At 66.7% G+C, this 23,143-nt stretch carries 22 protein-coding genes; 14 read left to right on the top strand and 8 right to left on the bottom strand.

Features of this window, described 5'->3' with window-relative positions; translation table 11 throughout:
- Nucleotides 1-56 precede the first annotated feature (56 nt).
- From PTQ19_RS15060 to PTQ19_RS15030, 7 genes are all read left to right on the top strand, one after another.
- Nucleotides 57-1,046: a 5'-nucleotidase gene (locus tag PTQ19_RS15060; RefSeq protein ID WP_274367931.1), complete on the top strand. Its 990-nt coding sequence runs from the start codon at nt 57-59 to the stop codon at nt 1,044-1,046.
- Entirely contained in the window at nt 1,046-2,263 is a 1,218-nt protein-coding gene (locus PTQ19_RS15055) for an exonuclease domain-containing protein (protein ID WP_274367930.1), read from the top strand. The genes PTQ19_RS15060 and PTQ19_RS15055 overlap by 1 nt, the downstream gene beginning before the upstream one ends.
- A gap of 96 nt (nt 2,264-2,359) precedes the next feature.
- Complete coding sequence (locus PTQ19_RS15050) at nt 2,360-3,025, top strand: hypothetical protein (protein WP_274367929.1); 666 nt, start codon at nt 2,360-2,362, stop codon at nt 3,023-3,025.
- Nucleotides 3,022-4,332 (top strand): hypothetical protein, encoded by a 1,311-nt coding sequence (locus PTQ19_RS15045; protein ID WP_274367928.1) that lies wholly within the window; start codon nt 3,022-3,024, stop codon nt 4,330-4,332. Before PTQ19_RS15050 ends, PTQ19_RS15045 begins: the two co-directional genes overlap by 4 nt.
- Nucleotides 4,333-4,468: 136 nt before the next feature.
- Nucleotides 4,469-5,650: a Fic family protein gene (locus PTQ19_RS15040; protein WP_274367927.1), complete on the top strand. Its 1,182-nt coding sequence runs from the start codon at nt 4,469-4,471 to the stop codon at nt 5,648-5,650.
- Entirely contained in the window at nt 5,647-8,829 is a 3,183-nt protein-coding gene (locus tag PTQ19_RS15035; protein ID WP_274367926.1) for a type I restriction endonuclease subunit R, read from the top strand. The genes PTQ19_RS15040 and PTQ19_RS15035 overlap by 4 nt, the downstream gene beginning before the upstream one ends.
- A complete protein-coding gene (locus tag PTQ19_RS15030) occupies nt 8,826-9,695 on the top strand; it encodes a hypothetical protein (RefSeq protein ID WP_274367925.1) in 870 nt (289 codons plus the stop codon). The genes PTQ19_RS15035 and PTQ19_RS15030 overlap by 4 nt, the downstream gene beginning before the upstream one ends.
- 440 nt (nt 9,696-10,135) lie before the next feature.
- Here PTQ19_RS15030 and PTQ19_RS15025 read toward each other — a convergent pair whose 3' ends face one another.
- Both PTQ19_RS15025 and PTQ19_RS15020 read right to left on the bottom strand, forming a co-directional pair.
- Nucleotides 10,136-11,215: a GNAT family N-acetyltransferase gene (locus PTQ19_RS15025; protein ID WP_274367924.1), complete on the bottom strand. Its 1,080-nt coding sequence runs from the start codon at nt 11,213-11,215 to the stop codon at nt 10,136-10,138.
- Nucleotides 11,216-11,252: 37 nt separating this feature from the next.
- A complete protein-coding gene (locus PTQ19_RS15020) occupies nt 11,253-11,972 on the bottom strand; it encodes an alpha/beta fold hydrolase (RefSeq protein ID WP_274367923.1) in 720 nt (239 codons plus the stop codon).
- Nucleotides 11,973-12,053: 81 nt separating this feature from the next.
- On the opposite strand from PTQ19_RS15020, the gene PTQ19_RS15015 reads away from it, so the two are divergent.
- A complete protein-coding gene (locus PTQ19_RS15015; protein ID WP_179409622.1) occupies nt 12,054-12,743 on the top strand; it encodes a helix-turn-helix transcriptional regulator in 690 nt (229 codons plus the stop codon).
- A 13-nt stretch (nt 12,744-12,756) separates the two neighbouring features.
- Here PTQ19_RS15015 and PTQ19_RS15010 read toward each other — a convergent pair whose 3' ends face one another.
- Nucleotides 12,757-13,653 carry a J domain-containing protein gene (locus tag PTQ19_RS15010; RefSeq protein WP_274367922.1) on the bottom strand — a complete coding sequence of 299 codons (897 nt, stop codon included), beginning with the start codon at nt 13,651-13,653 and terminating at the stop codon, nt 12,757-12,759.
- A gap of 147 nt (nt 13,654-13,800) precedes the next feature.
- Between PTQ19_RS15010 and adhP the strand changes: the two genes are divergently transcribed.
- Nucleotides 13,801-14,868: an alcohol dehydrogenase AdhP gene (gene adhP / locus PTQ19_RS15005; protein WP_224818392.1), complete on the top strand. Its 1,068-nt coding sequence runs from the start codon at nt 13,801-13,803 to the stop codon at nt 14,866-14,868.
- 88 nt (nt 14,869-14,956) lie between these two features.
- On the opposite strand, the gene PTQ19_RS15000 is transcribed toward adhP, so the two are convergent.
- The gene (locus tag PTQ19_RS15000) at nt 14,957-15,358 is read right to left on the bottom strand and encodes a cupredoxin domain-containing protein (RefSeq protein WP_274367921.1); all 402 of its coding nucleotides are present in this window, start codon (nt 15,356-15,358) and stop codon (nt 14,957-14,959) included.
- 149 nt (nt 15,359-15,507) lie between these two features.
- On the opposite strand from PTQ19_RS15000, the gene PTQ19_RS14995 reads away from it, so the two are divergent.
- Nucleotides 15,508-16,434: a VOC family protein gene (locus PTQ19_RS14995; protein ID WP_274367920.1), complete on the top strand. Its 927-nt coding sequence runs from the start codon at nt 15,508-15,510 to the stop codon at nt 16,432-16,434.
- A gap of 33 nt (nt 16,435-16,467) precedes the next feature.
- On the opposite strand, the gene PTQ19_RS14990 is transcribed toward PTQ19_RS14995, so the two are convergent.
- Nucleotides 16,468-16,962, bottom strand: a complete 495-nt coding sequence (locus PTQ19_RS14990; RefSeq protein ID WP_224818390.1) for a MarR family winged helix-turn-helix transcriptional regulator — start codon at nt 16,960-16,962, stop codon at nt 16,468-16,470.
- Between the two features lie 90 nt (nt 16,963-17,052).
- On the opposite strand from PTQ19_RS14990, the gene PTQ19_RS14985 reads away from it, so the two are divergent.
- Nucleotides 17,053-17,628 carry an NADPH-dependent F420 reductase gene (locus PTQ19_RS14985; protein WP_274367919.1) on the top strand — a complete coding sequence of 192 codons (576 nt, stop codon included), beginning with the start codon at nt 17,053-17,055 and terminating at the stop codon, nt 17,626-17,628.
- Between the two features lie 77 nt (nt 17,629-17,705).
- Complete coding sequence (locus PTQ19_RS14980; RefSeq protein WP_206550928.1) at nt 17,706-17,885, top strand: hypothetical protein; 180 nt, start codon at nt 17,706-17,708, stop codon at nt 17,883-17,885.
- 7 nt (nt 17,886-17,892) lie between these two features.
- On the opposite strand, the gene PTQ19_RS14975 is transcribed toward PTQ19_RS14980, so the two are convergent.
- Both PTQ19_RS14975 and PTQ19_RS14970 read right to left on the bottom strand, forming a co-directional pair.
- A complete protein-coding gene (locus PTQ19_RS14975; RefSeq protein ID WP_425313215.1) occupies nt 17,893-18,663 on the bottom strand; it encodes an alpha/beta fold hydrolase in 771 nt (256 codons plus the stop codon).
- Nucleotides 18,664-18,751: 88 nt separating this feature from the next.
- On the bottom strand, nt 18,752-19,876 hold the full coding sequence (locus PTQ19_RS14970) for a Vms1/Ankzf1 family peptidyl-tRNA hydrolase (protein ID WP_274367917.1): 1,125 nt from the start codon (nt 19,874-19,876) through the stop codon (nt 18,752-18,754).
- Between the two features lie 241 nt (nt 19,877-20,117).
- Between PTQ19_RS14970 and PTQ19_RS14965 the strand changes: the two genes are divergently transcribed.
- Nucleotides 20,118-21,632 carry an MATE family efflux transporter gene (locus tag PTQ19_RS14965; RefSeq protein ID WP_274367916.1) on the top strand — a complete coding sequence of 505 codons (1,515 nt, stop codon included), beginning with the start codon at nt 20,118-20,120 and terminating at the stop codon, nt 21,630-21,632.
- 180 nt (nt 21,633-21,812) lie between these two features.
- Nucleotides 21,813-22,214, top strand: coding sequence for a hypothetical protein (locus PTQ19_RS14960; RefSeq protein ID WP_274367915.1), 402 nt, complete (start codon nt 21,813-21,815; stop codon nt 22,212-22,214).
- A gap of 25 nt (nt 22,215-22,239) precedes the next feature.
- On the opposite strand, the gene PTQ19_RS14955 is transcribed toward PTQ19_RS14960, so the two are convergent.
- Complete coding sequence (locus PTQ19_RS14955; protein WP_274367914.1) at nt 22,240-23,130, bottom strand: hypothetical protein; 891 nt, start codon at nt 23,128-23,130, stop codon at nt 22,240-22,242.
- Nucleotides 23,131-23,143 lie beyond the last annotated feature (13 nt).

The following is a 23,143-nucleotide window of genomic DNA, read 5'->3' as shown; positions in this document are numbered from 1 at the left end:
AACACCGTGCTCACCGTCTGTGATGCCGAGCGCGTCGCATCCGAGCCAGGTGCCTGATGGCATACACCCTCGATAACCGACTCGTCATCGGCGTTGCGTCCAGCGCATTGTTCGATCTCGCAGAATCTGACGCGTTCTTCACCGAGCATGGAGAAGTCGCGTATCGCAAGTACCAGGCCGACAACATCGACGTCACGCTCAACCCGGGAGCTGCCTTTGGGTTCATCCGCAAGCTTCTGGGGTTGAACAACTTGAGGCCTGGCGACCCGCTCGTCGAGGTCATCATCCTCTCGCGGAATGACCCATCTACGGGCCTGCGGGTCATGCGGTCGGTTGAGCAGCATGGCCTCGCCATCAGCCGCGCCGTCTTCACGCAAGGTGAAGCGCCCTACACGTACATCGGTGCTTTTTCAATGTCGCTATTTCTGTCCGGTCAGGAGTCGAGCGTGCGTGCTGCGATGTCCGACGGCTTTCCCGCCGGACTCGTGGTGGACTCGTCGGGCAGGGGCTCCGAGGACGAGACGGTGCGGGTTGCTCTGGACTTTGATGGCGTTGTCGCGAGCGACGAAGCGGAGCGCATCTACCAAAGTGATGGCGGCCTCTCCGCTTTCCAAGAGAACGAGGTTGCCAAGCGAACTGTGCCGCTTGAGAACGGACCGCTCAGCGAGTTCCTCCGAGATCTGAACATGATCCAGGAAATCGAGCGTGAGCGCACAGTCTCGGACAAGACTTATGCTCCGAGGTTGCGCGTCTCGATCGTGACTGCAAGAAATGCTCCCGCGCACGAGCGCGCCGTGAACACGCTTTCTGAGTGGGGCGTGACAGTGAACGACGCGTTCTTCCTCGGTGGGATCGACAAAGGAACCGTGCTTGAGGTGATGCGTCCTGACATCTACTTCGACGACCAGCAGAGTCATCTCGAGTCGACGTCGAAGCATGCCGCGAGCGTGCTCATCCCTTACGGCGTGGCGAATGAACGGCCGCAAGGTGAGTCAGTCTCCCGGCTCATCAGCACGGCTCCGGAGATGCCCGAGGCGGGTGCGTAATGGCGTTCGCTGTCGTCGACTTTGAGACCACGGGTATCCTGCCCTCATATCACCACCGCGTCGTCGAGATCGGCGTCACCCACGTCGAGGATGACGGCACGATCTCGCACCGGTGGGAGACGCTGATCAACCCGGAGCGCGATCTCGGGCCGCAGCGCATCCACGGCATCCGCGCTGCCGACGTGCTCGACGCACCTCTCTTCAGCGACATCGCCGCCGAGTTCGCTGACCTGTTGCGCGGGCGCGTGTTCGCGGCCCACAACGCGCCCTTCGACCTGCGGTTCCTGGAAGCCGAGTTCGAACGTGCCGGGTACTGGCTCGACGGCGGCATCCCGACCGTGTGCACGATGGGGCTCGGCGCGAGCTTCGGGCTTGGGGCATCCGCATCACTCGCTCACGCCTGCGACACGCACGCCATCGACCTCACCCGGGCTCACAGTGCAGGCGCCGACTCCCACGCTGCCGCTCAGCTTCTCGCGCACTACCAGCGCACCAGCACCGTCTGGCCGGGCTGGGAAGACTACTGGCAGCAGACCGCCCACGCCGGCCGTTCGTACCGATACCCCTCCGGGTCTCGCACGGGTGTCGTGCCGAAGCCGCGCTCTGAAGCATCACTCACAGCGCCCAGCTTTCTCGAACGCATCTCGACCGAGGCCGTGCGAGAGACCGTCGACGGTGCGGCTGCGCAGTACCTGGCGCTGCTCGACCGCTGTCTGCTCGACGGCTTCCTGTCGCCGAGCGAGAGGGCACAACTCGCCGATGTCGCCACCGAGCTCGGCCTTGACCGGGCGAGCGTCGAGGGTCTGCACCACGACTACTTCGTCACGCTTGAACGTCGTGCCTGGGCAGACGGCATCCTCACCGAAGACGAGAAGATCGACCTCGCCACCGTGGGCATGCTGCTCGAGATGGATGATGAGACCATCGCCGCAGCAACGGATGACGTCGCACCCGCAGGTGATGAAGAACCCACCCATGAGGCGTTCACCTTGCAACCAGGCGCACTCATCGTGCTCACCGGTGAGATGACGCGTCCGCGCTCGGAGTGGGAAGCCGCACTGCAAGACCGCGGATTCACTTGCCATCCGACCGTGACCAAGAAAGTCGCGCTCGTCGTCGCCGCCGATCCAGACTCACTCTCCGGCAAGGCGAAGAAGGCGCGCGACTACGGCATCCCGATCGTCGGCGAGAACTGGTTGCACGAGTTCTTGCGCTAGCACTGATACGCGGGCGCCCGTGCGATCACAACCACTCCGAGACCAACCACTAGATTCAGCAGTACACCGTTACCTTCACCAGAAACGAGCCACCGCATGACCGCTCCTACGACACCGGCGACGTCGCCGATCGTCCCCAAGTCGGGCAAGACCACACCCACGTGGGCGAAGGTGCTACTTGTGGTGATGGTACTGCTGCTCATCGGCGGTGCAGCGATTGCAGGTGTTGCTGTGGGCAAGTTCTTTGGGGCTGCGGAATCACGGGATACGCAGGTCATTCGATCGATAAAGGGCGAGGAACAAGTGATTCTTGTCACCGCAGGCATGACCGAGGTCAATGAGGAGAACGGCGAGGGGCTCAGGCTAGCGATTGGTGACTGGAACCTGTTCACTCTCCCGGGCAGCGAACGTTCCGTGCTCGTGCGGTACGAATACGATGCCAAGTTCGGCATCGAAGGCAAAGACGTCGAGATTCGCCAGACCGGCGATGACACCTACGTGGTCTCCATCCCCGAGTTCATCTACCTCGGATATGCGAACCCAGACCTGAGCGTCGCGGACGAGAAGAACGGCCTCCTCAGCTGGACCACACCCGAGATCGACAAGACGGAAGTCTTCGAGAAGCTGCTCTCGGAGAGCTTTATCGAACAGCACATCGACGGGTTCCGGCCGGTACTCGAAGACCAGGCTGAGACGTTCTATACCCGCATCGTCGAGGCAATTGACCCGTCCATCATCCTAGAATTCGAGTTCGCAGAATGAGCACTGACAACAACGCATCCACATTCGCCAGCGATGAGCTCACTCTGCTCGACCACGAACTCGAACTGATCACCGACGGCGACGGCGTCGCGGTGATCGGCCCGCCCGCGGCGGTCGAACAGTTCCTCACATCGCGGGGTCTCGAGTCTCGCGAGCTGGCATTGCAGAAACTCGGCACGAAGATGAACGCCGCGTCCGGCATCACCCAGGCTGGATCGCAGATCGCCGAGAACTCCGGTCGGTGGATCAAACTCACTGAGAAGTCCGCGAAGGCACTCGGCGACCTGCCGCCGATGAAGGGCTCGTCATCCGGCGTCGCCCGCGCCATCGTGATGAAGAACGGCAAGACCAAGCACATCCTCGAATTCGTGCGCACACCGGGCAAGATGCTCACCAACCCGGCGATCCTCACCGGCGCTGCAGGGATCATGGCGCAGATGGCCATGCAGCAGACCATGGACGAGATCATCGACTACCTCGCGAAGATCGACGCCAAGGTCGACGACGTGCTGCGTGCGCAGAAAGACGCCGCCCTCGCCGACATGATCGGTGTGGAGTTCGTTATCGAAGAAGCAATGACCATCCGCGAGCAGGTCGGCTTCGTCTCAGAGACCACCTGGTCGAAAGTGCAGGCAACCACCGCAACCGTCGCCAGCACCCAGGCATACGCGCTGCGCCAACTCGACGCGCTCGCCGAGAAACTCGAACGAACCGCCAAAATGAGCGACCTCGCCAACCTCGCAAGAGACGCCGAAACCGTCGTGCAGGAATGGCTCGCCGTGCTCGCGCGCTGCTTCCAGCTGCAAGACGCGACGGCCGTACTCGAAATCGACCGCGTACTCGACGAATCTCCCGACGATCCCAGCGAAGTTGAGCGTCACCGTCGCGGCCTGCGCGCAGCACGCGACAACCGCAAAGCCCTCATTGCCCGATCGACATTGTCGCTCTTGGCGCGAATGGATGCCGCGGCCACACGAGCCAACGCCAAGGTGCTGCTCTCGCCCACCGCAGCACCGCGGGTTATCCGTTCGAGCAACGCGATCGGCGCGGATGTCTCAGAGTTCCATTCGCGGCTCAGCATCGGTCAAGAACGTGAGGCCATCGAGGCGAAGCGATGGCGAGACGCGGCCGGCGATGCCCGAGACGGCGTCGTCACGGCAGGTGCCGGCGCCGCCCAAGCAGTAGGACGCTTCGCGGGCGAGACGGCCGACAATGCCCGAGTGGGCACCGGAAAACTGCTGAGCGGCCTGGGCGAGAAGCTGCTCCGCAAAGACGCAGACGTCCCGGGCGAAGACGAGCCGAAGTAGTAGTGCAAGCGTCGGAGATTGTGAAGCAGTGCTCGGGTAAAGACCGGGCGGGTGGGTTATAAGTTCTCCATGAACCTATAACTGGCAAGGCTGCTGAGTTATATGCTGACCGAGAACAAACGCGGAGGAGTGATCGATGCGAGCTACTGACTTCACCAGCTCGCGTTTCGGTGAGATCAAGAAAGACCCGATCGGGCCCTGGCCTCACCCGTACTTTCTGCCGGCCAGCATCCCACGTCAACTCCCGCTCGAAGCAGACACGGTCGCGGCAGTCGCGCGAGCAAGCACGGCCCTCGGGCAGTTGTCCGGCTTCGCGCTACTGGTCAACGATCCCGAGCTTCTGCTCGGACCATCGATGGCACAGGAAGCCCTTGCGAGCTCGCGCATCGAAGGAACCGAAGCATCACTCAGCGAGGTGCTGTCTTCGGCGAACGACGACGTGCTCGTCGAGAACGAGAACCTTCGTGAGGTCAGCAACTACCTCAAGGCGGCGACCCAGGGGATCACTCTGCTCGAGACCTGGCCCTTCACGCAGTGCTTCTTCTGCGCCCTCCACGAGACGCTGCTGACCGGCACCAGAGGTGAAGAGAAGTTCCCGGGCGACCTTCGCCGTTCACCCGTCTGGATCGGTTCGCCGAACGCCAGACCCGAGACGGCGAAGTTCATCCCGCCCCTGCCCAGTGAACTCGGGGCCCTCCTGGATGACTGGGAACACTTCGCCAACGACCCGTCGACCATGCCCGCCGTGGTTCGTGCGGCACTAACGCACTACCAGTTCGAGACGATCCATCCCTTCCTCGACGGCAACGGACGGATCGGCCGGCTACTCATCGGATTCCAACTGATGAACGAGGGCGTACTTCCGGCTCCCGTGCTGCACATCTCCGGGTACTTCGAATCCCACCGCCCCGAGTACTACCAACGACTGCAGGCGGTGCGCGAGCGCGGCGAGATCGAAGAGTGGGTGATGTTCTTCTGCGCGGCGGTCGAGGACGCCGCCGCGCGGAGTTCCGCGCGCATCAGAGCGTTGCTCGCGCTTCGCGAGACCTACCGAACGCAGGCGCGAACAGAGCGCTCATCGTTGCCCGCACTCATCGACGCCGTGTTCCGGAACCCCGTGATCACAGTGTCGACGATCATGGATGCCGCCGGACTGTCGCAACCCGGAGCCTCCAAACTCATCCACAAGGCCGAAGCCCGTGGATGGGTCACCTCGGTGGGCCGGTGGGGACGCGGGGGCAAAGAGCGGTGGCTGGCGAAGGAAGTCTGGGCTGCCGTGACCGATGGAGCTGACTTCGACGAGGAGGACACGAAGTGACAAGACTCACCGAAGCCGACTGGGAACAGGACGCCCTCGACACGCTCGCCGAGCCGCTCGGATGGCGCACGCTCGCCGGCGAACAGATCGCACCGGGCACCGGTGAACGCGACACGTGGGACGATCTGCTCATCCGGCCCCGGCTGCTCGAAGCTCTCCGTCGACTCAACCCGGGAGTGCCGGGGGAGTACCTTCAGCAGGCGCTTGCCGAAATCGCATCACCGAAATCGCAGGATGCGATCACCGAGAACCACCGAATCCACCAGTACCTCGTCGGCGGCTACCCGCTCAGCTACATCGACGCCGACGGCATCGAACAGAACCCGCGCCTTCGACTGCTCAGCGCAGACCCCTCGCAGAACGACTGGCTTGCCGCCAACCAACTGACCGTACGACAGGGCGACCTGCACCGGCGCCTCGACGTCGTCCTGTTCGTCAACGGAATGCCGCTGGTCATCACCGAACTGAAGCGCGCAGGATCAGCATCCACCGGCGTCGCGCCCGCGCACGCCCAGCTGCAGACCTACCTGCGCGAGTTCCCGATGGCATTCCGGTTCTGTGTGCTCACCCTCGCCAGCGACGGCCTCGAAGCGAAGTACGGCACCCCCTTCACCCCGCTCAACCACTTCGCACCCTGGAACGTCGACGACGACGGCGCACCGCTCACCCAGCCGCGCGTCGAAAACGGGATCGACTACCAACCGCTCGATGACGCCCTCGGCGGATTGTTCAACCAAGAACGATTCCTGCAGCTCGTGCGCAACTTCACCGCGTTTGACGAAAACGCCGACGGCCTCACCAAACGCATCGCCAAACCCCACCAGTACTTCGCCGTGACCAAAGCCGTCGGATCGACCGTGCAAGCGGTCGAGACCAACGGCAAAGCCGGTGTGGTGTGGCACACCCAGGGGTCGGGCAAGTCGATGGAGATGGAACTGTACGCGAACCTCGTCTCGCGGCATCCGAAGCTCAAGAACCCCACCGTGATCGTCGTCACCGACCGCACCGAACTGGACGGTCAACTGTTCCAGACCTTCGACCAGAGCCTGCTGCTGGCAGAGAAACCCATGCAGGTGCGTGAGCGCGCGCAGCTGCGCGACGAGCTCAGCAACCGCGTGACCGGCGGCATCTACTTCACCACACTGCAGAAGTTCGGACTCAGCGAAACCGAGAAGCAGGCCGGCCGCCAGCATCCGCTTCTCACCGACCGACGCAACGTCATCGTCGTCGTCGACGAAGCCCACCGCAGCCACTACGACGACCTCGACGGCTACGCACGCCACCTGCGCGACGCCCTACCCAACGCAACACTCATCGCGTTCACCGGAACCCCGATCTCGTTCGCCGAACGCGACACCCGCGCCGTCTTCGGCGACTACATCGACATCTACGACCTCACCCGTGCCGTCGACGACGGCGCCACCGTACCGGTGTACTTCGAACCACGACTGATCAAGGTGTCTCTGGCCGACGGCGCGAGCGACGAAGACATCGACCGCGCCGCGGACGAGTACACCACCGGCCTTGACGACACCGAACGGGCCCGACTTGAAGCATCCGTCGCCGTCGTCAACGCCGTCTACGGTGCACCCGAACGAATCGAACGACTCGCCGCCGACCTCGTCGCCCACTGGGAAGAGCGCCGAGACCGGATGAAACCGTTCCTCGAATCGCCGGGAAAGGCGCTCATCGTCGGAGGCACACGCGAGATCTGCGCACGCCTGTACGCGGCGATCGTCGAGCTGCGTCCCGACTGGCACTCGGACGCACTCGACTCCGGACGGATCAAGGTCGTCTATTCGGGGTCGGCGTCGGATCAGCCGCCGATCAGCGAGCACGTGCGTCGAGAGTCTGAGAACAAAGCGATCAAGACGCGACTCAAAGACGCATCCGACGAGCTTGAGCTCGTGATCGTCAAAGACATGATGCTCACCGGCTTCGACGCGCCGCCCCTGCACACCCTCTACCTCGACCGGCCCCTGAAGGGCGCACTGCTCATGCAGACTCTGGCGCGAGTGAACCGCACGTTCCGCGGCAAACAGGATGGCCTCCTCGTCGCGTACGCGCCGTTGGCCGACAACCTCGCCAAAGCGCTGTCGGAGTACACGGTCTCAGACCAGCAGAACAAGCCGATCGGACGCGATGTCGACGAGGCGGTCGGAATCGCGACCGAACTGGTCGCGCAGATCCGCGACATGCTCGCCGAATGCGACTGGCGTGCGATCGCCGCGCAAGGTGGATCGCGGGCATGGCGAACCGCCGCGACGACCGTCACCAACTACCTGCGAGACGCCACGAACCCGCTCAATGCCGAAGAACTCGGATCCGAACGTCTGGCGTCGCGCTACCGAGCCGCCACGGGCCGGCTGGCACGAGCATGGGCGCTCGCATCGGGCCGCGAAGGACTCGCCGAGTTGCACGACGAGATCGCCTTCTACGAAGAGGTGCGGGTGTGGATGGCGAAGTTCGACGCCGCCGAGCGCCAATCCCGCGACGAACCGATCCCCGAAGAGATCTCGCGGCTCTTGGGAACCCTCGTCGCCGAATCGATCGCCCCCGGAGACGTCGTCGACATCTACGAGGCCGCCGGGCTTCCTCGGCTATCGCTGGATGACCTGGGTTCCGAGTTCCTCATCAAGGCGCAGGAGGCGCCGAACGCGCACCTCGCGATCGAAGCGTTGCGCAAGTCACTGACGGATGCCGGATCCGCAGCCACCCGAGGGAACCTCGTTCGACAGCGCGCCTTCTCGGAACGAATCGCCGAGATCATGAACCGCTACACGAACCAACAGCTCACATCAGCCGAGGTCATCGCCGAACTCGTCGAGCTCGCGAAGGACGTTGCAGCCGAAGCCTCGCGCGGATCGACGTTCTCGCCACCGTTGTCGAGCGACGAACTGGCGTTCTACGACGCCGTTGCGACGAACGAATCAGCCGTCGACGTACAGGGCGGCGACGTGCTCGCGCAGATCGCGCGCGACCTCGTCGCCGTCATGCGACGCGACGTACGCACCGACTGGACCGTGCGCGATGATGTGCGCGCGAAGCTGCGCTCATCGATCAAGCGACTGCTGGTGAAGTACAAATACCCACCGGACAAGCAGTCCGAGGCGATCAAGTTGGTCATGGAGCAGATGGAATCCATGGCGCCGCGGTACGCGGATGAGCGGCGCAGGTGAAGGAGGCGGTCGTGGTGGGCTCGGAAGCTGGGTTCGATTGGCAGCGCGACACTCGGCGCCTCGAGGTCCCCTCGGGCGTCGACGACCCGTGGCTCTGGGGCCTCGGCATGCCCTATCTCTGCCTGTCAGCCGTCGACGGCCCCCGTGTCATGCCCGCATCACCCGAGTCGATTCCGGATGGGTATGAGAATTGGGACCGTCGTCACCGTCAGGCATTGGCGTACTACACCGCGCTGCAGTCATTCCTTACCTATTCGTTCGGCTGGGTGCGTCACGACAAGGGGCTTGCCTGGTGCTACGAGAACGCCTGGCCCGAGGATGACCCCCGGCTGAACCTCATCCGAGGCACCTGGCTCAGCGACGAGACTCTCTTGGGGTACCTGGCCTGGGTCCTTGAGCGGATGGATGTCTCACCGAATGATGCGCTCACTCCCCTGAGGCCGTGGGCGCTGAGGCCGGACCTCACCCCAATCTCCCTTTCAAGCGGGCTGGCCAGTGCGCTTAGCCGGACACCGCGGGACAGAGTATGGACTGGAGGCGCCGACCCGATGCATCTGTGGGGCGGCTACCACGCTGGCGCTCCCTCGGGCCCGCGAGTGTTCGGAAATGACTGCGCATCACCGAGTTCGCGACTCCTGGGCGTCGATCGCCAGCGTCGGACGGCGACGCTTGTGGCTGAACACTTGGATGGCTGGTACGCCTCGCTCGCTGACCTCGGAAGCCGCCTTCCAGACCTCGCCGACGGCTCGAGCTGGCGGGTCGACGTGTTCGTCAAGTCGATCGGCTTCCTCGGAACCTATCGCCGGTCCTGGGTCACGGGCCTTTGGTTCTCGGGACGCCATCGATTCCATGCGATTGGCAATTGAGCGTCATCGCCATCTACCGCCTACCGGCATTGACGTGGAGGGCCACTTCGACCGAGGCGGCTACATCAAGGTGACGCGCTCTCAGGGTGGCAACGCCATCCAGCTCCGCTACGGGTACTCCAACGGTGTCAGATCTGAGGAAGAGATCACTCGTAGTGTCGGCGATGTCGACCGCTGGCGCAGCGGACGCGGAACCAACCTGTGGGGCGTATCGCACCCTGAGAACAAGCCGCGAGCAGGCGACAGCGTGAGCAAAGCCGAGAAGCGAGAGTGGGGGCAATGCTCGACCTGCGGGCTGAAGCTACCCGCCTCGGGCAGATGTGATATGTGCTGAGTCGTACCCGTCGACATGCCCATCAGGCCGACCTCTTCGATGCAACGGAGGCCAAGGCTAGGAGCCTCCAGCAAACCCAGGGCGCTTCAGACCCCACTTCACCCGCTCATCCTTGACGCTGCGTCGCGTACCACGACCGGTGCTGCACGCTGGCGCCGAGCGACTCGAACAGTGCCAGCGATGCGGCGTTGCTCGATTCGACGTCGACGAGGTACGAGCGAACCCCGCGCTGCGCCAGCATGGCGGCGGCTGCCCGGATCACCGACCGGCCGGCGCCGCGCCGGCGCAGCTCGGGGTGGGTGACGAGGTTCGTCATCACGCCCCACTTGTTGCGCTCCACGATGCGGCAGGTCGCCACCAGCGACCGGCTGCCATCCGCCCGAGGGGCGTATGCGGTCACGACACTGCATGGCTGGTCGGCTTCGATGAGCGCGCGGAACGCTTGCGCTGAACCGGGGTCGCGCAGGCTTGCCCACACCGCGAAGTGCGTTTCGGTCGGCCGGTCGCTCACATCGATGACCAGTCCTGGCGCGGCAGCATCACGTGGAGACACCACCTCACCGGCCGCCTCTTTCGGGGCGCCGGTCAGCAGCAGTGTCGACTCGGATGTACCGTACCCGCGCGCCGAGAGCAGCGGTGCCAGGCCGGCGCATTCGGGGGCGAGCGCCGTCGACGGGTCGGCCGAGTAGATCTGCACCCTCGCGGGCTTGTCACGGGTGGCGTACCAGGCCTCGACCGCGTCGAGGCTCTGCTCCCAGCCCAGACCCGTATCGGTGACCGGCAGAGCGCTGTTGGCCCGCTGCGTGGCCGAATCCGAACTGCGCAGCAGCCACCCCTTCGACAGCAGCCCGAGATCGGAATCGGCATCCGACACCTCCTCGCGCAGGTTGTCGATCTGCAGCCACGACGAATCCGCGGGCAGCCAGGCCGCGGCCGAGATGCGACGCAGGTCGACGGCCGACACGACCCGGTGCGTGCGCCCGGCGCGCGTCGGCGCCGGCGGCACCTCGTGCACCACCAGAATGCGCGTGCGCTCCACCCGCACTGGGCCCTGCTTGGTCGAGATCTCGACGCTCTGCTCATCGACGGCGCGGATCACACCCAGCGCGTCAGATGTGGCGTGCGTGTCGCCCGGGTGCAGTGCGTAGCGCACCACCACTCGTTTGCCGGGTTGCAGATCGTTCACGTCGCCCCTTCCGCCGAAGAGTCCAGCCTCTCACCTCTTAGCGGCTGACCTCGGCAAGCACCTCCGCGAGGTCGCCGGGACGGCTCCACATCGGCCAGTGCCCGGTCGGCAGATCGCGGTAGTCGACGTCCGTGTAGTTGCCGAGCTCGGCGAACATCGGGTGTCCTGCCGCGACGAGTTCGATCACCTGTGCGCTCGGAATCGAGCAGCACACCAGTGTCGTCGGCACGGCGAATCGAGCAGAGTCGGTCAGCTCCACGGCCTGCCGCAGCACGGGCACTGGTTGCGCGACGGCACGGGATCGAAAGCGCTCGAGTGCTGCCGCCTCGAGTCCCTCGACGCTCGCCTGCTGTGCGAGCACCTCGAACGGCGGCAGCGCGAGCGCGACTTCCCCTTCGGGGTAGTCGGGTGCGAAGGCGCTGCCGGGCGCCACCGGGCCGCTGTCGACCCACACCACGCGGCCCACGCGGTCGGACATGCGGTCCAGCACGAGGGTCACCGGCGCGTTCGCTCCGCTGTGCGCGACGATCACCACGGGCTCGGACTGAGCGGCGACAACGCGTGCGATGGCCGCCGCCTGGTCGTCGAGCGTGCGGTCTGCTCGGTCGGGGTCGGTCTCGTCGAGCCCGGGCAGCGTCAGGGCTGTCGTCGGCACGCCCTGCGCTTCGAGCAGACGGGCGACCTCGTCCCAGGCCCAGGCGCCCAGCCAGTGGCCGGGAACGAGCAGGAGCGGGGGAGCGCTGGTGAGATGTGTCATGCCACCAGCGTCGCAGGGGCGCACGACAACGGCATGGCACTGTTTATGACAAGGTTTGACAAACTTTGGCAGGGTGGTGAGGTGAAGAGAACCGAACGTCTGCACGCGCTCGCAGAGATGCTGCGACGACGTGGTGCGCGCGGATGCACAGCGCAGCGGCTGGCTGACGAGTTCGGGGTCTCGTTGCGGACGATCAAGCGAGATCTCGACGCTCTCGAGAACAGCGGTGTGCCGATCTGGTCGAGGCCAGGACCGGGTGGTGGCTACGGCGTCTCGTCGCGGGCGAACCTGCCACCCATCACCCTGAGTCCCGCGCAGGCCGTCGCGCTGCTCGCGGCCGTCGCTGCCGCAGCCGACGCGCCCTACGCCGACCTCGCCTCGGCGGGCGTCCGAAAGATCATGGATGTGCTCGACCCCACCACACGCGCGAAGGCCGACGGGCTCGCGCGACGCATCTGGGTCGACGGCGGCCAGGCCCCTGGGAGAGCGGTCCGGTCGGCGCTTGAAGAGGGGATGGCCGAGCAGCGGATCGTGCGCCTGCGTTACACGTCCGGCGACGGTGCGACGACCACGCGCGATGTCGAGCCGGTGATCTTCGCCTCGACGTCCGGACGCTGGTATCTGATCGGGTGGTGCCACCTGCGGCAGGCGATGCGGTGGTTCCTCGTCACTCGCATCGAACGCGCCACCGTGACCGCGACGCCGTGCGGTGACCACACCGTCGACGAGATCGGCGAACCTCCGCCGACGGCACGATCCGTGCAGGCCTGAGACCGGCCCGCCGTCAGGCGAACCGCACGGTCTGCTGCAGGCGGGTGCGCACGTCGAACAGTTCGTTGCCGCCGATCACGCGCGTGCCGCGGATGCCCGTGCGCAGCACCGTCGGCAGTACGCTGCGCCGCATGACCGCGACGAGCATGCTGCGTTCGGTGCGGATCGGCACGACCGGCTCGGCGAGGTCGTCGTCGGGAAAGACCAGCAGTGCCGCGCTGAAGCGCACGCGCGCGGTGCGCGAGAGAAGTCGGATGCCCTTGACCAGACCGCCTACGGGGGCATCCGCTCCCAGAACCTCTCCGCCTCGGAACCGCACATCCCCGCCGGTATCGGCCGACATCACACCGAACAGCCCCGACGGTCCGAGCACGACGTGATCGATCTTGCCGTCGGCCGCTTCGTGAGGTGCGGCCACGTCGTGCCACACGGTGAAGCCCATGCCGAGACCGGCGAGGATCCGCGCACTCTCCTCCTCGGCGAGGGCGTGCGCCAGCAGCGCCCGCAGCTCGACGGGGATCGTGCGCACGAACGCCGGATCGTACGGGGCGGCGATGTCAGCATCCGCCCAGTCCTGCACCCGCGCGACGTACTGGCGGCGCAGCCAGCCGCCCGCCTCGCCGTGCACCTGCGCGCGCGGGCGTGTGTCGGTGCGCTGCGGCGCACCCCACTCGCTCCACTGCTCCGCGCCCGCGAAACCGTGCCCACGGTCGTACGCGGCGCGGCTCTGCGGGGTGCCCACCAGCTCCCACGCCCGCTGCACGCGGATGAAGACGGCGGCGTCGCCGCCGGCATCCGGATGCGTGCGACGCAACTGCAGCCGGAACGCTCGGCGCAGCTCGTCATCGGATGCCTCGGGCGCGACCCCCAGAACCTCGTAGGCCGATGCCGAGAGGGGACTGTCGAACATCGTTCTCCTCGTATCGGTCGGCGTTCTCAGGGTATTCGGCAGGGGTTTCGCGGCCGTGCAACCGAGCGCAACCGGGTGCAACGGAGGCGCACGTACCTTCATGCCCGAGGGCGGCGACCGTCCGCCCCGCACAAGGAAGTGAAACCGATGACCATTCTGACCGAAACCTCTTCGAGTACCGGCCGCGGCACAGTACCTTCCGGCACGATGCGTGCCGCCGTCACCACCCCCGAGCACACGCTCGCGGTGCAGGACGTCTCGATTCCCACCCCCGGCCCCGGCCAGGCCCTCGTGCGCCTGATCACCAGCGGCGTGTGCCACACCGACCTGCACGCCGTCCGGGGCGACTGGCCCGTCGCCCCGAAGGCCGACCTCATTCCCGGCCACGAGGGCTACGGCGAGGTCGTCGCGCTCGGCGAGGGCGTCACCTCGCTCGAGATCGGCCAGAAGGTCGGCAACGCCTGGCTGTGGAGCGCCTGCGGTGAGTGCGAGTACTGCCGCACCGGCTGGGAGACCCTGTGCGAGAGCCAGCACAACGGTGGCTACTCGGTCGACGGCAGCTTCGGCGAGTACATGCTCGTCGACGAGCGCTTCGCGGCACGCATTCCCGATGGCGTCGACCCGGTCGAGGTCGCCCCCATCCTGTGCGCCGGCGTCACCGTCTACAAGGGGCTGAAGATGACCGGCGTCAAGCCGGGGGAGTGGGTCGTCATCTCGGGCATCGGCGGCCTCGGCCACATCGCCGTGCAGTACGCCCGCTCGATGGGCATGCGCGTCGTCGCCGTCGACATCGACGAGAGCAAGCTCGCCCTGGCCCGCAAGCACGGCGCCGAGGTGACCGTCAACGCGGCCACCGACGACCCCGGCGAGGCCGTGCAGCAGGCCATCGGCGGAGCCCACGGGGTGCTCGTCACCGCCGTGCACCCGAAGGCGTTCGGCCAGGCGCTCGCTGTCACCCGCCGCGGCGCGACGATCGTGTTCAACGGTCTGCCCCCGGGCGACTTCCCCGCCGACATCTTCGACATCGTGCTGCGCGCGATCACCATCCGCGGCTCGATCGTCGGCACCCGGCAGGACATGGCCGAGGCGCTCGACTTCTTCGCCCGCGGAGAGATCCACCCCACGGTCGCCGTCGAGCCGCTCGACGACATCAACGACATCTTCGAGCGCATGGAGCGCGGCCAGATCGACGGCCGCATCGTCATGAAGTACTGAGCCGAGAAGCTCTGATCAGACCCATCGGTGCGCCTCCGCTGCGGTGAGGCGCACCGATGCTGTTCGCGAGCCGCTGCTCGGGGCGATGTCAGTCGATCGCCCGGATCGTCATCTCCATGCCCATCGCGCGGTGATTGCCGACCGAGCACCAGGCATCCATATCGGCCGAGATCACACCGACCTCGATCACCTCGGTCTCGCCCGGGCCCAGGTGATCCGTACCGGTGCCGTTGGCCAGCACGAGGTCGTGCACGTCGGTGCCGGTGTTCTCGAACGTGATGAGCAGCTCGTCGCCGACGGGCACCTCGACGACGTCGGGGATGTATCGCATGCCCTCGACCGTCACGGTCACCTCGGTGGTCTCACCGGTGGCCTTGACGTCGGATGCTGCCTGCCCGGCGACGCTCTGCGCCGAGGCGCATCCGCTCAGCAGCAGAACCGTCGCGATCAGTGCGGCGGGCGTCACGAACGGGCGGCGGATGGATGACACGGGCACTCCAGGGTCGGGCGAACACTCGGCATCCATCCTCGCCCATCGGTGCGGCGCGACCCTCATCGTCCGATCGGATCGGGCGCCGGGAATGAACCGGTGCAGCGTTTGGTTGTACATTCAACTAACGCATCGAACCGGAGGAAGCCATGAACGCTCAGCGCACCACGTCAGCACCCGATCGGGTCCTGAACGCCCACACCGCGATGGACGCGGTGACGTTGCGCGTCGGCGACCTCGAGCTGATGACCTCGTACTACGCCAACGCGCTCGCGCTCGAACCGCTCGAAGAGCGCTCCCGCGGCACCGAGGTGCACCGCGTGCTTGGACGGGGCACCACGCCGATGGTGCGCCTGATCGGCACGCCGGGTCTTCCCGCTGTCGATCCCCGCCAGGCCGGCCTGTTCCACACGGCATTCCTCTTCGACGATGCGCCCGCACTCGCCGCGACCGTGCTGCGCGCAGCGCAGGATCAGCGCGGTCAGTTCGTCGGATCGAGCGACCACCTGGTCAGCGAAGCCTTCTACTTCACCGACCCCGAGGGAAACGGCATCGAGCTCTACGTCGACCGTGACCGCTCGCAGTGGCGGTACGAGCACGGCACCCTGCAGATGTCGACCCTGTACCTCGACCCGAACGCGTACCTGCAGCGCCACCTCGACCAGAGCGTGCTCGCCGGTATCGCCACCACTGCGGGGCGAGTCGGCCACGTGCACCTGCAGGTCGGTGACATCCCGACGGCCCGCGCCTTCTACGTCGACGCGCTCGGCTTCGAGACCACCGTCGACACCTACCCCGGCGCCCTGTTCGCCGCCGCGGGCGGTTACCACCACCACGTCGCGATGAACACCTGGAACAGTGCCGGCGCAGGGCCGCGCGCCGCGAGCCTCGGCCTCGGCGAGGTCGCCCTCACCGTGCCCAACCGCGACGACCTCGATGCGCTCGCCGCTCGGCTCGCCCACCGGGGTCTGCAGTTCGCCGATGACGGTCGATCGGTCTCGCTCGATGACCCCTGGGGCACGCGCGTCACGGTCGCACTGCCGGGTGCCGACGTCGACGAGGTGCTCTCGCGCTGAACCGGCCCCGGCGCGGTTGAGCGCGAGGCGGGCTCAGCCCATCCTGCTGGCGAGCATGCGCTGTTCGGGGTCGAGTCGCGTCAGGAGCGCGATCGTGATGTCGTGCAGCTGGCGTCGCTGCTCGGTGGAGAGTGCGTCGAAGACCAGTGCGCGCACGGTGTCGACGTGACCTGGGGTGGCGCGGATCACCTTACGGTGCCCGTCGGCGGTCAGCTTGACCAGCGTGGCCCTGGCGTCTTCTGTGCTGCGCGCGCGCCGCACGAACCCGCGCTTCTCGAGGCGACTGACCGCGTGAGAGAGCCGCGAGAGCGTGGCATTGACGCCCATCGCGAGGCTGGTCATGCGCAGTTCGCGCCCTTCGGCGAGGGCGAGCATCGAGAGCGTCGCGTAGTCGAAGTGCGTGAGGTCCTCGTCGCGCAGCAGTTGCGCATCGACCTCATGCGGCAGCAGCTCCAGCACCGCCGTGAGGGGTGCCCAGGTGCGACGTTCCTCGTCGGTGAACCCGCGTGGTGTCCGTGATTCGGCCATGTCCCGATCGTACCGGGAATAGTTGACACTTCAATGATGTTGACCACGACAAGACGTTGAACATTCAACTACTTACGACAGGAGTACATCATGACCACCATCACGATCTTCGGCAACGGCAACATGGGTCAGGCCATCGGCGGCGTCTTCGCACGAGGCGGCGCGTCGATCCAGTACGTCGGCAGCGACGACAAGGCGGCCCGCCTCGAGGGCGACATCGTCGTGCTCGCCGTGCCCTACCCGGCGCTGGCCCAGATCGCCGATGACTACGCCGACCAGCTCGCCGGCAAGACCGTGGTCGACATCACCAACCCGCTCGACTTCAGCACCTTCGACGCCCTCGTCGTGCCCTCCGACAGCTCGGCCGCCGCCGAACTGCAGGCGCAGATCCCCTCAGCGCACGTGGTGAAGGCGTTCAACACCAACTTCGCCGCGACCCTCGTCACCGGCACCGTCGGCTCGCACGCGACCACGGTGCTCATCGCCGGCGACGATGCCGCTGCCAAGCAGTCCTTGGCCGCTGCGATCGAAGCGGGCGGCCTGCACGCGGTCGACGCCGGTGCCCTTACCCGCGCGCGCGAGCTCGAAGCGCTCGGCTTCGTGCAGCTGACCCTCGCCGTGTCCGAGAAGGTCGGCTGGAACGCCGGCTTCGCGCTCAACCGCTGACCGACTGACGTCAGAGCGAGGGGTCCTGCACCGTACGGTGCAGGACCCCTCGCTACGAACGCGTTTAGGCTGGTGCCGTGAACAAGAACACGGTCTGGACCATCCTCGGTGTGATCGGCGCGGTCGTCATCGCCTGGTGGCTGGTGAACATTCTGTTCGCCGTGCTGGGCCTGATCGTGAAGCTCGCCCTCGTCGCCGTCGTGGCTGTCGTCGTCTACTTCGCCCTGCGCGCCTTCTTCCGCAGCGGCGCAGACTGATAGGCGCTCACCCGCGCAGGAACTCCAGCGCGGCCTGCCGGAACTGCCGCGAGCCCGGCGCGTTGAAGTGATGGCGTCCCGCGATCTCAAGGAACGAACTCTGCGGAGCCGCCGCCGCCAGGCTGCGTGATCCCGCGATCACCGCATCCTGCTCGCCGGTCGCGAACAGCACCGGCTGTTGCGGCGCGTGTGCCTGATCGGGGTCGATCGAGCGCGAATCGCGCAGCCCCAACGCGAGTGCGAGCAGAGCTTCGAGATCATTGCCGGGAACGCGCTCGGTGAGCTCGAGATAGCGTCCGGTGCGGGCATCCGTCACCGGTGTGCCGTCGGCGATGTACCGGCGCACCTGCGCGACGTCGAGATGCTCCAGCGGGATGCCGTCGGGCACGCCGCCCAGTACCGCCCGCGGGATCCGATCGCCGAGATCCTGCAGAACCTCCCAGCCGATCCGCGCGCCCAGCGAGTATCCGACGTAGTACGCCTCGTCGATCAGGAACGTGTCGAGCACGGCTTCGACGTCGGATGCCATCGTGCGCACCGTGTACCCGGCGGAGTCATGTGGCTTCTGGCTGCGGCCATGGCCGCGCAGGTCGATGCCCAGCACGCGGTACCCCTCGCGCTCCAGCATCCGCACCCATCCGGTGAGCACCCACGTGTCTCGCGTGCTCGACGCGAAACCGTGCACGAGCACGACGGTGGGGGCCTCTGGGTCGCCCCACGAGTACCTGGCCAACGCGACGCCGTCCTCACCCACCTCGACGCGCTGCGGGTCGGGCATGCGGATGAGATCTGCGAGGGGGATGGCCACCCCTCCATGATGCTCCTGTCGTGGGGCGCTCGGGCCGTCGCATCCGCGGCGGATGCCGTCAGGTCGGCTCGCGCTCCCAACGCAACGACGCGGATGCCGGTGCGATTGGGCGTTCGGGGCGTTCCTCACCCTCAGGAACTCGCTCCTCGACGAACAGTACGCGCGCGTCGGTCAGCAGCGCTGCCCGAGCGAGTGCCTCGGCGGCGTTCACCTCGGTCCCGTCCGCACCGTACGCGTCTGAGCGCGTGATGGCGACCCACGGCTCACCGGGCAATGCCAGCAGGGTCTCGTCGGCATCCTGCATCCGGGCATCCAGCATCAACGTCCGCACCTGCCCCTGCTGTAGCGCCGAGACGACCGCCTCGGTGCCCGAGGCACCCGACGCCGCATCGTCCGTGGCGGCACGATCCTGCGCCTCGGCGAGATCGTGCCGCCGCGCCCCCTCCAGGGTCTTTTCGATTGCCTCTTCGAATGCGGTGTCATCCGCGCCCGGCGCTCGGGTCTCGGCGTCCACCTCGACGACAAGCGGCGAAACATGCCGCCCCAGGCGCTCCAGCAACAGCTGGCGCGCGCGCACGTCGCCGCTGACAAACACATGATCGGGGCGATGCTCACGCACGATCCGATCGACGGCCTCAGCCACCTCCGACTGGTTCTGCTGCCACACCTGCTCGGCATGCCGCTGGAACCTGGCGTGCGACCAGCCGCCGGCCTGCACCTTCGTCAGCTGCTGATCCTCACCCTCGACGGAGTGGGTTTGCTCGGGAGTCGACTGACCGGCGCGCGCGACGGTGATCTGCGCCCCCTCGCGGTCGGTCTCGACGATCACGATGAGCCGCTCGGCGGCGATGTGGCGCAACAGCGGAATGATCTGCGGATAGCGCCCGTGCCCATAGCGCTCGGGGCCGTTGCGCGGGCCGCCGAAGGCCTCGTCGAAGACGACCCGGCCGTCGCAGAGCAGAAGCCAGCGCGCAGAGGGCGCGGGCAATTCGGTGCCGGTGTCCAGAACGCTCAGCACTGTGCCGACGTCATCGGCGGGAACGCCGGCGTCGTCGAGGCGCGCGGCGAGCGAGCGCATTCGGGTCTCGATCGCCCCGGGTGGCTCTCCGGTGGGGCCGTCGGTGTACAGCCAGGTGCAGCCGCCGCGTTCGGCGAGAGTGGTTCGAAGCTCTGCGGTTCGCATGGTGCTCCCTTCGCGTGACAATCTGTTGGATTCACCGATGCTAGGCGCCTGCGGTCGATGAGTACACGGGGTTGACCGCTCCCTCGGCTCCCGCTAGCAAAGATGCTTGCGGCAAGAGGCTGTTCGGCGCCGAAACGATTCGATACACTGAATCACCCGCATGGCGCCGTCTTCGATCACGGTGCCATTCGTCTTCTCTGGCCGCACTCCGGCATCCGCTCTCTCCCCCTTTCGAGCTCTCATGGCAACCACCCTTATCACCGGACGCCCGTGGCGCGTCATCCTGGCCTTCTCTGTGCCGCTGCTCATCGGCAACGTCGTGCAGCAGCTGTACCAGTTCGTCGACACGATCGTCGTGGGACGGCAGCTCGGCGTGAACTCCCTCGCCGCTGTCGGCGCCACCGGCAGCCTGATCTTCCTCGTCATCGGCTTCGCCTGGGGGCTGGGCAGTGGCTTCGCGATCCCGACCGCCCAAGCGTTCGGCGCCGGAGACGCCAGGGGAGTGCGCCGCTCGGTCGCCACCGGCACCCTGCTCACGGCCGCCACCAGCCTGATCCTCACCGTGTGCGGCCCGATCATCGCCGGACCGTTCCTCGAGCTGATGCAGACCCCGCCCGAGCTGCTCGCCGAGGCGACCGTGTTCACCCAGGTCACGTTCCTGGGTGGCAGCACGATCATGTTCTTCAACTACCTGGCCGCCATCATCCGATCGATCGGCGACTCGACCACTCCGCTGGTGTTCCTCACCATCTCGTGCGCTCTCAACGTCGGTCTGGTGATCCTGATGGTGGGCCCGCTGGGCTGGGGCGTCGCCGGAGCCGCGTGGGCCACCGTCGTCGCGCAGGCCGTCTCGGTCGTGCTCTGCCTGCTGTTCATGTGGCGGCGTCTGCCCGTGCTGCACGTGCACCGCCCCGACTGGAAGGTCAGCGGATCCGACGTCGCCCAGCACCTGCGCCTGGGCCTGCCGATGGGCTTCCAGGCCTCGATCATCGCCATCGGCGCCCTGATCGTGCAGGTCGCGCTCAATCGACTCGGCGCCGATGCCGTCGCCGCGTACACCGCGGCATCCCGCGTCGACAGTCTCGCCGTGGCGTTCCTCGCATCGCTGGGACTCGCCGCCTCGATGTACGCAGCGCAGAACCTCGGAGCGCGTCGCCCCGACCGCATCCGTCGCGGCACGATCCAGGCGATCTGGATCGCGATCGCCGCCTCGGTCGTGCTCGGGGCGCTCCTGATCGCCTTCGGCGAGCCCGTCGTGCGCCTGTTCGTCGGCGAGGGAGCAGACGACGTCGTCGAGATGGCGCACCTCATGCTCATCATCAACGGACTCAGCTACTCGACCCTCGGCGTGCTGTTCGTGCTGCGTGGCGTGCTGCAGGGCATCGGCCGCGTGCTCGTGCCCACGATCACCGGTGTGATCGAGCTGGTCATGCGCGTGGTCGCCGCACTGGCACTGGGCGGGGTCTGGGGATTCACGGGTGTCGCCCTGAGCAACCCGCTCGCCTGGCTGGGAGCGATCCTGCTGCTGATCCCGGCGTACATCGCCGCCCACCGCCAGTTCGCGAAGATGACCGTCGACCCGGTCGAACCGACCCTCACCACCCCGATCACCACGATCACGACGCCGATCCCGGTGGTCGGCCCCAGCGAGGGCTCGCACACCGTCGATGCGGTGTTCACCGCGCCGGTTCCGATCGCGCGACCGCGCCTGTCGAAGGTGCGGATGCCCCGCGTCGGCCGCCGACGCAAGGGCTGACCTCCAGGCAGGCGGGCGTCGCTGCGCGGCGATTCACTGGCGTGTCACCCGTGGTGCACGCATCATCCTCTGGGATGATGCCGAATCGTTCTCAAGGAGGGCGTGACAACGCGATCTATGCGCGTAACCTTGATGTCAGATGGTGCGCGGGGGGCGTGCACCGATGACCGGGGGGTCGCAATGTCAACACTTCCAGTGGCGAACACACTGACGTCGGTTCTTGTGCCGATCGGATGGGCCGGAGCCGTCTTCGCCATCGTCTGCGCCATCGTCGTGCTCTACGCCGTCGCGCGCGGCGCCGCGGGGCTCACCGGCGGCGCGATCGGCGTGTGGTTCGTCGGCGCACTGCTCAGCGTCGCGTCGTCGTTCGCCAGCCAGTGGACGCCGATGATCATCGCCGGCGGCGCGCTCGCCGCGGCTCTCGTCGTCGGCGGCATGGTGCGGATGCTGACACTGCCGCGCCCCGTCACGGCGAAGCCGGCGGCATCCGTCGTTCCGACCGCAGCGTCCGCTCAGGTCGCGAAGTCGCAGACGGTCACGATCAAGACGCAGTCGATCAAGACCCAGCCCGCTGCGGCTTGACGCGTTCGCGCCTGCTGGCTCTCGCTTATGCGATCTCTGCGGTGTCGTCCCATCCCCACTGCAGCGTCAGGGCGCCTGGGCCGAAACCGCGCCGCAGCGCGTGCAGAGACGTCGCGCCCCGCAGCATCCGCACAGTCACGTCCTCGCCGCCGGGAGTGGACTCGACCTCCTCGATCCAGGTCGGGATCGCATCCGGGTGGAACCGCGTCCACAGCAGCAGTTCACGGCATTGCATCGCCACTCCGTGCCCGGTGCCGTCGCCCTGGGGGAAATCCGGCGGATAGTCGACCGCCCACTCGATCACCGCAGACTCGGGGCTGGTGATCGGACGCTCGAGCTCGAACAGGAAACCGTGCACGGTGCGGCTCGGGTCGGTGTGCGTGGTCGCAATGCGTCCGCCGCCCAGTGCGCTGAAGGACGGACTCACCGTCGGGGTGCCCTGGGTGATCTCGACGAACGGCACCGCGGCGACCTCGCCCGATGTGCTCTGCACGATCATGCGCATCGCCCGACGCGACACGCGCCGATCCGGGCCGACGTCGGTAACGGCGTGGATGCTGAGCTCTCGCGTCGGATCGGGATACATCGCGCCCATCGCCGTGAACGTGTCGCGCACGCGCTGCTCGAGAGAATCCTCATCGAACGGGAACGCGATCGGCCCGAGCGGCCCGGTGCGCAGCGTCGAGCCCAACCGATCGATCAGTGCGCCCGGGTCGAGGCCCAACAGGCTTTCGAGGTCGGCCACGGCAGCGAGCGACTGCGCGCCTTCGGGCCGTCGCGCCCCCGAACGCCAGTAGCTCAGGGTGGTCACCGACACCGCATTGCCGCGATCCGTCAGCCGCCGGTGCAGGCCCGCCAGCGTCACGCCGCGCGCATCCACCGCTTCTCGCAGGGCTGTGGCGAACGGGGCCGTCATCCGCTCGCTCGAA

It is taken from the genome of Microbacterium esteraromaticum, from assembly GCF_028747645.1.
GTDB lineage: Bacteria > Actinomycetota > Actinomycetes > Actinomycetales > Microbacteriaceae > Microbacterium > Microbacterium esteraromaticum_C.
The sequence above is the reverse complement of the archived record's forward strand: the minus strand, read 5'-3'. Positions and strand labels throughout refer to the sequence as shown.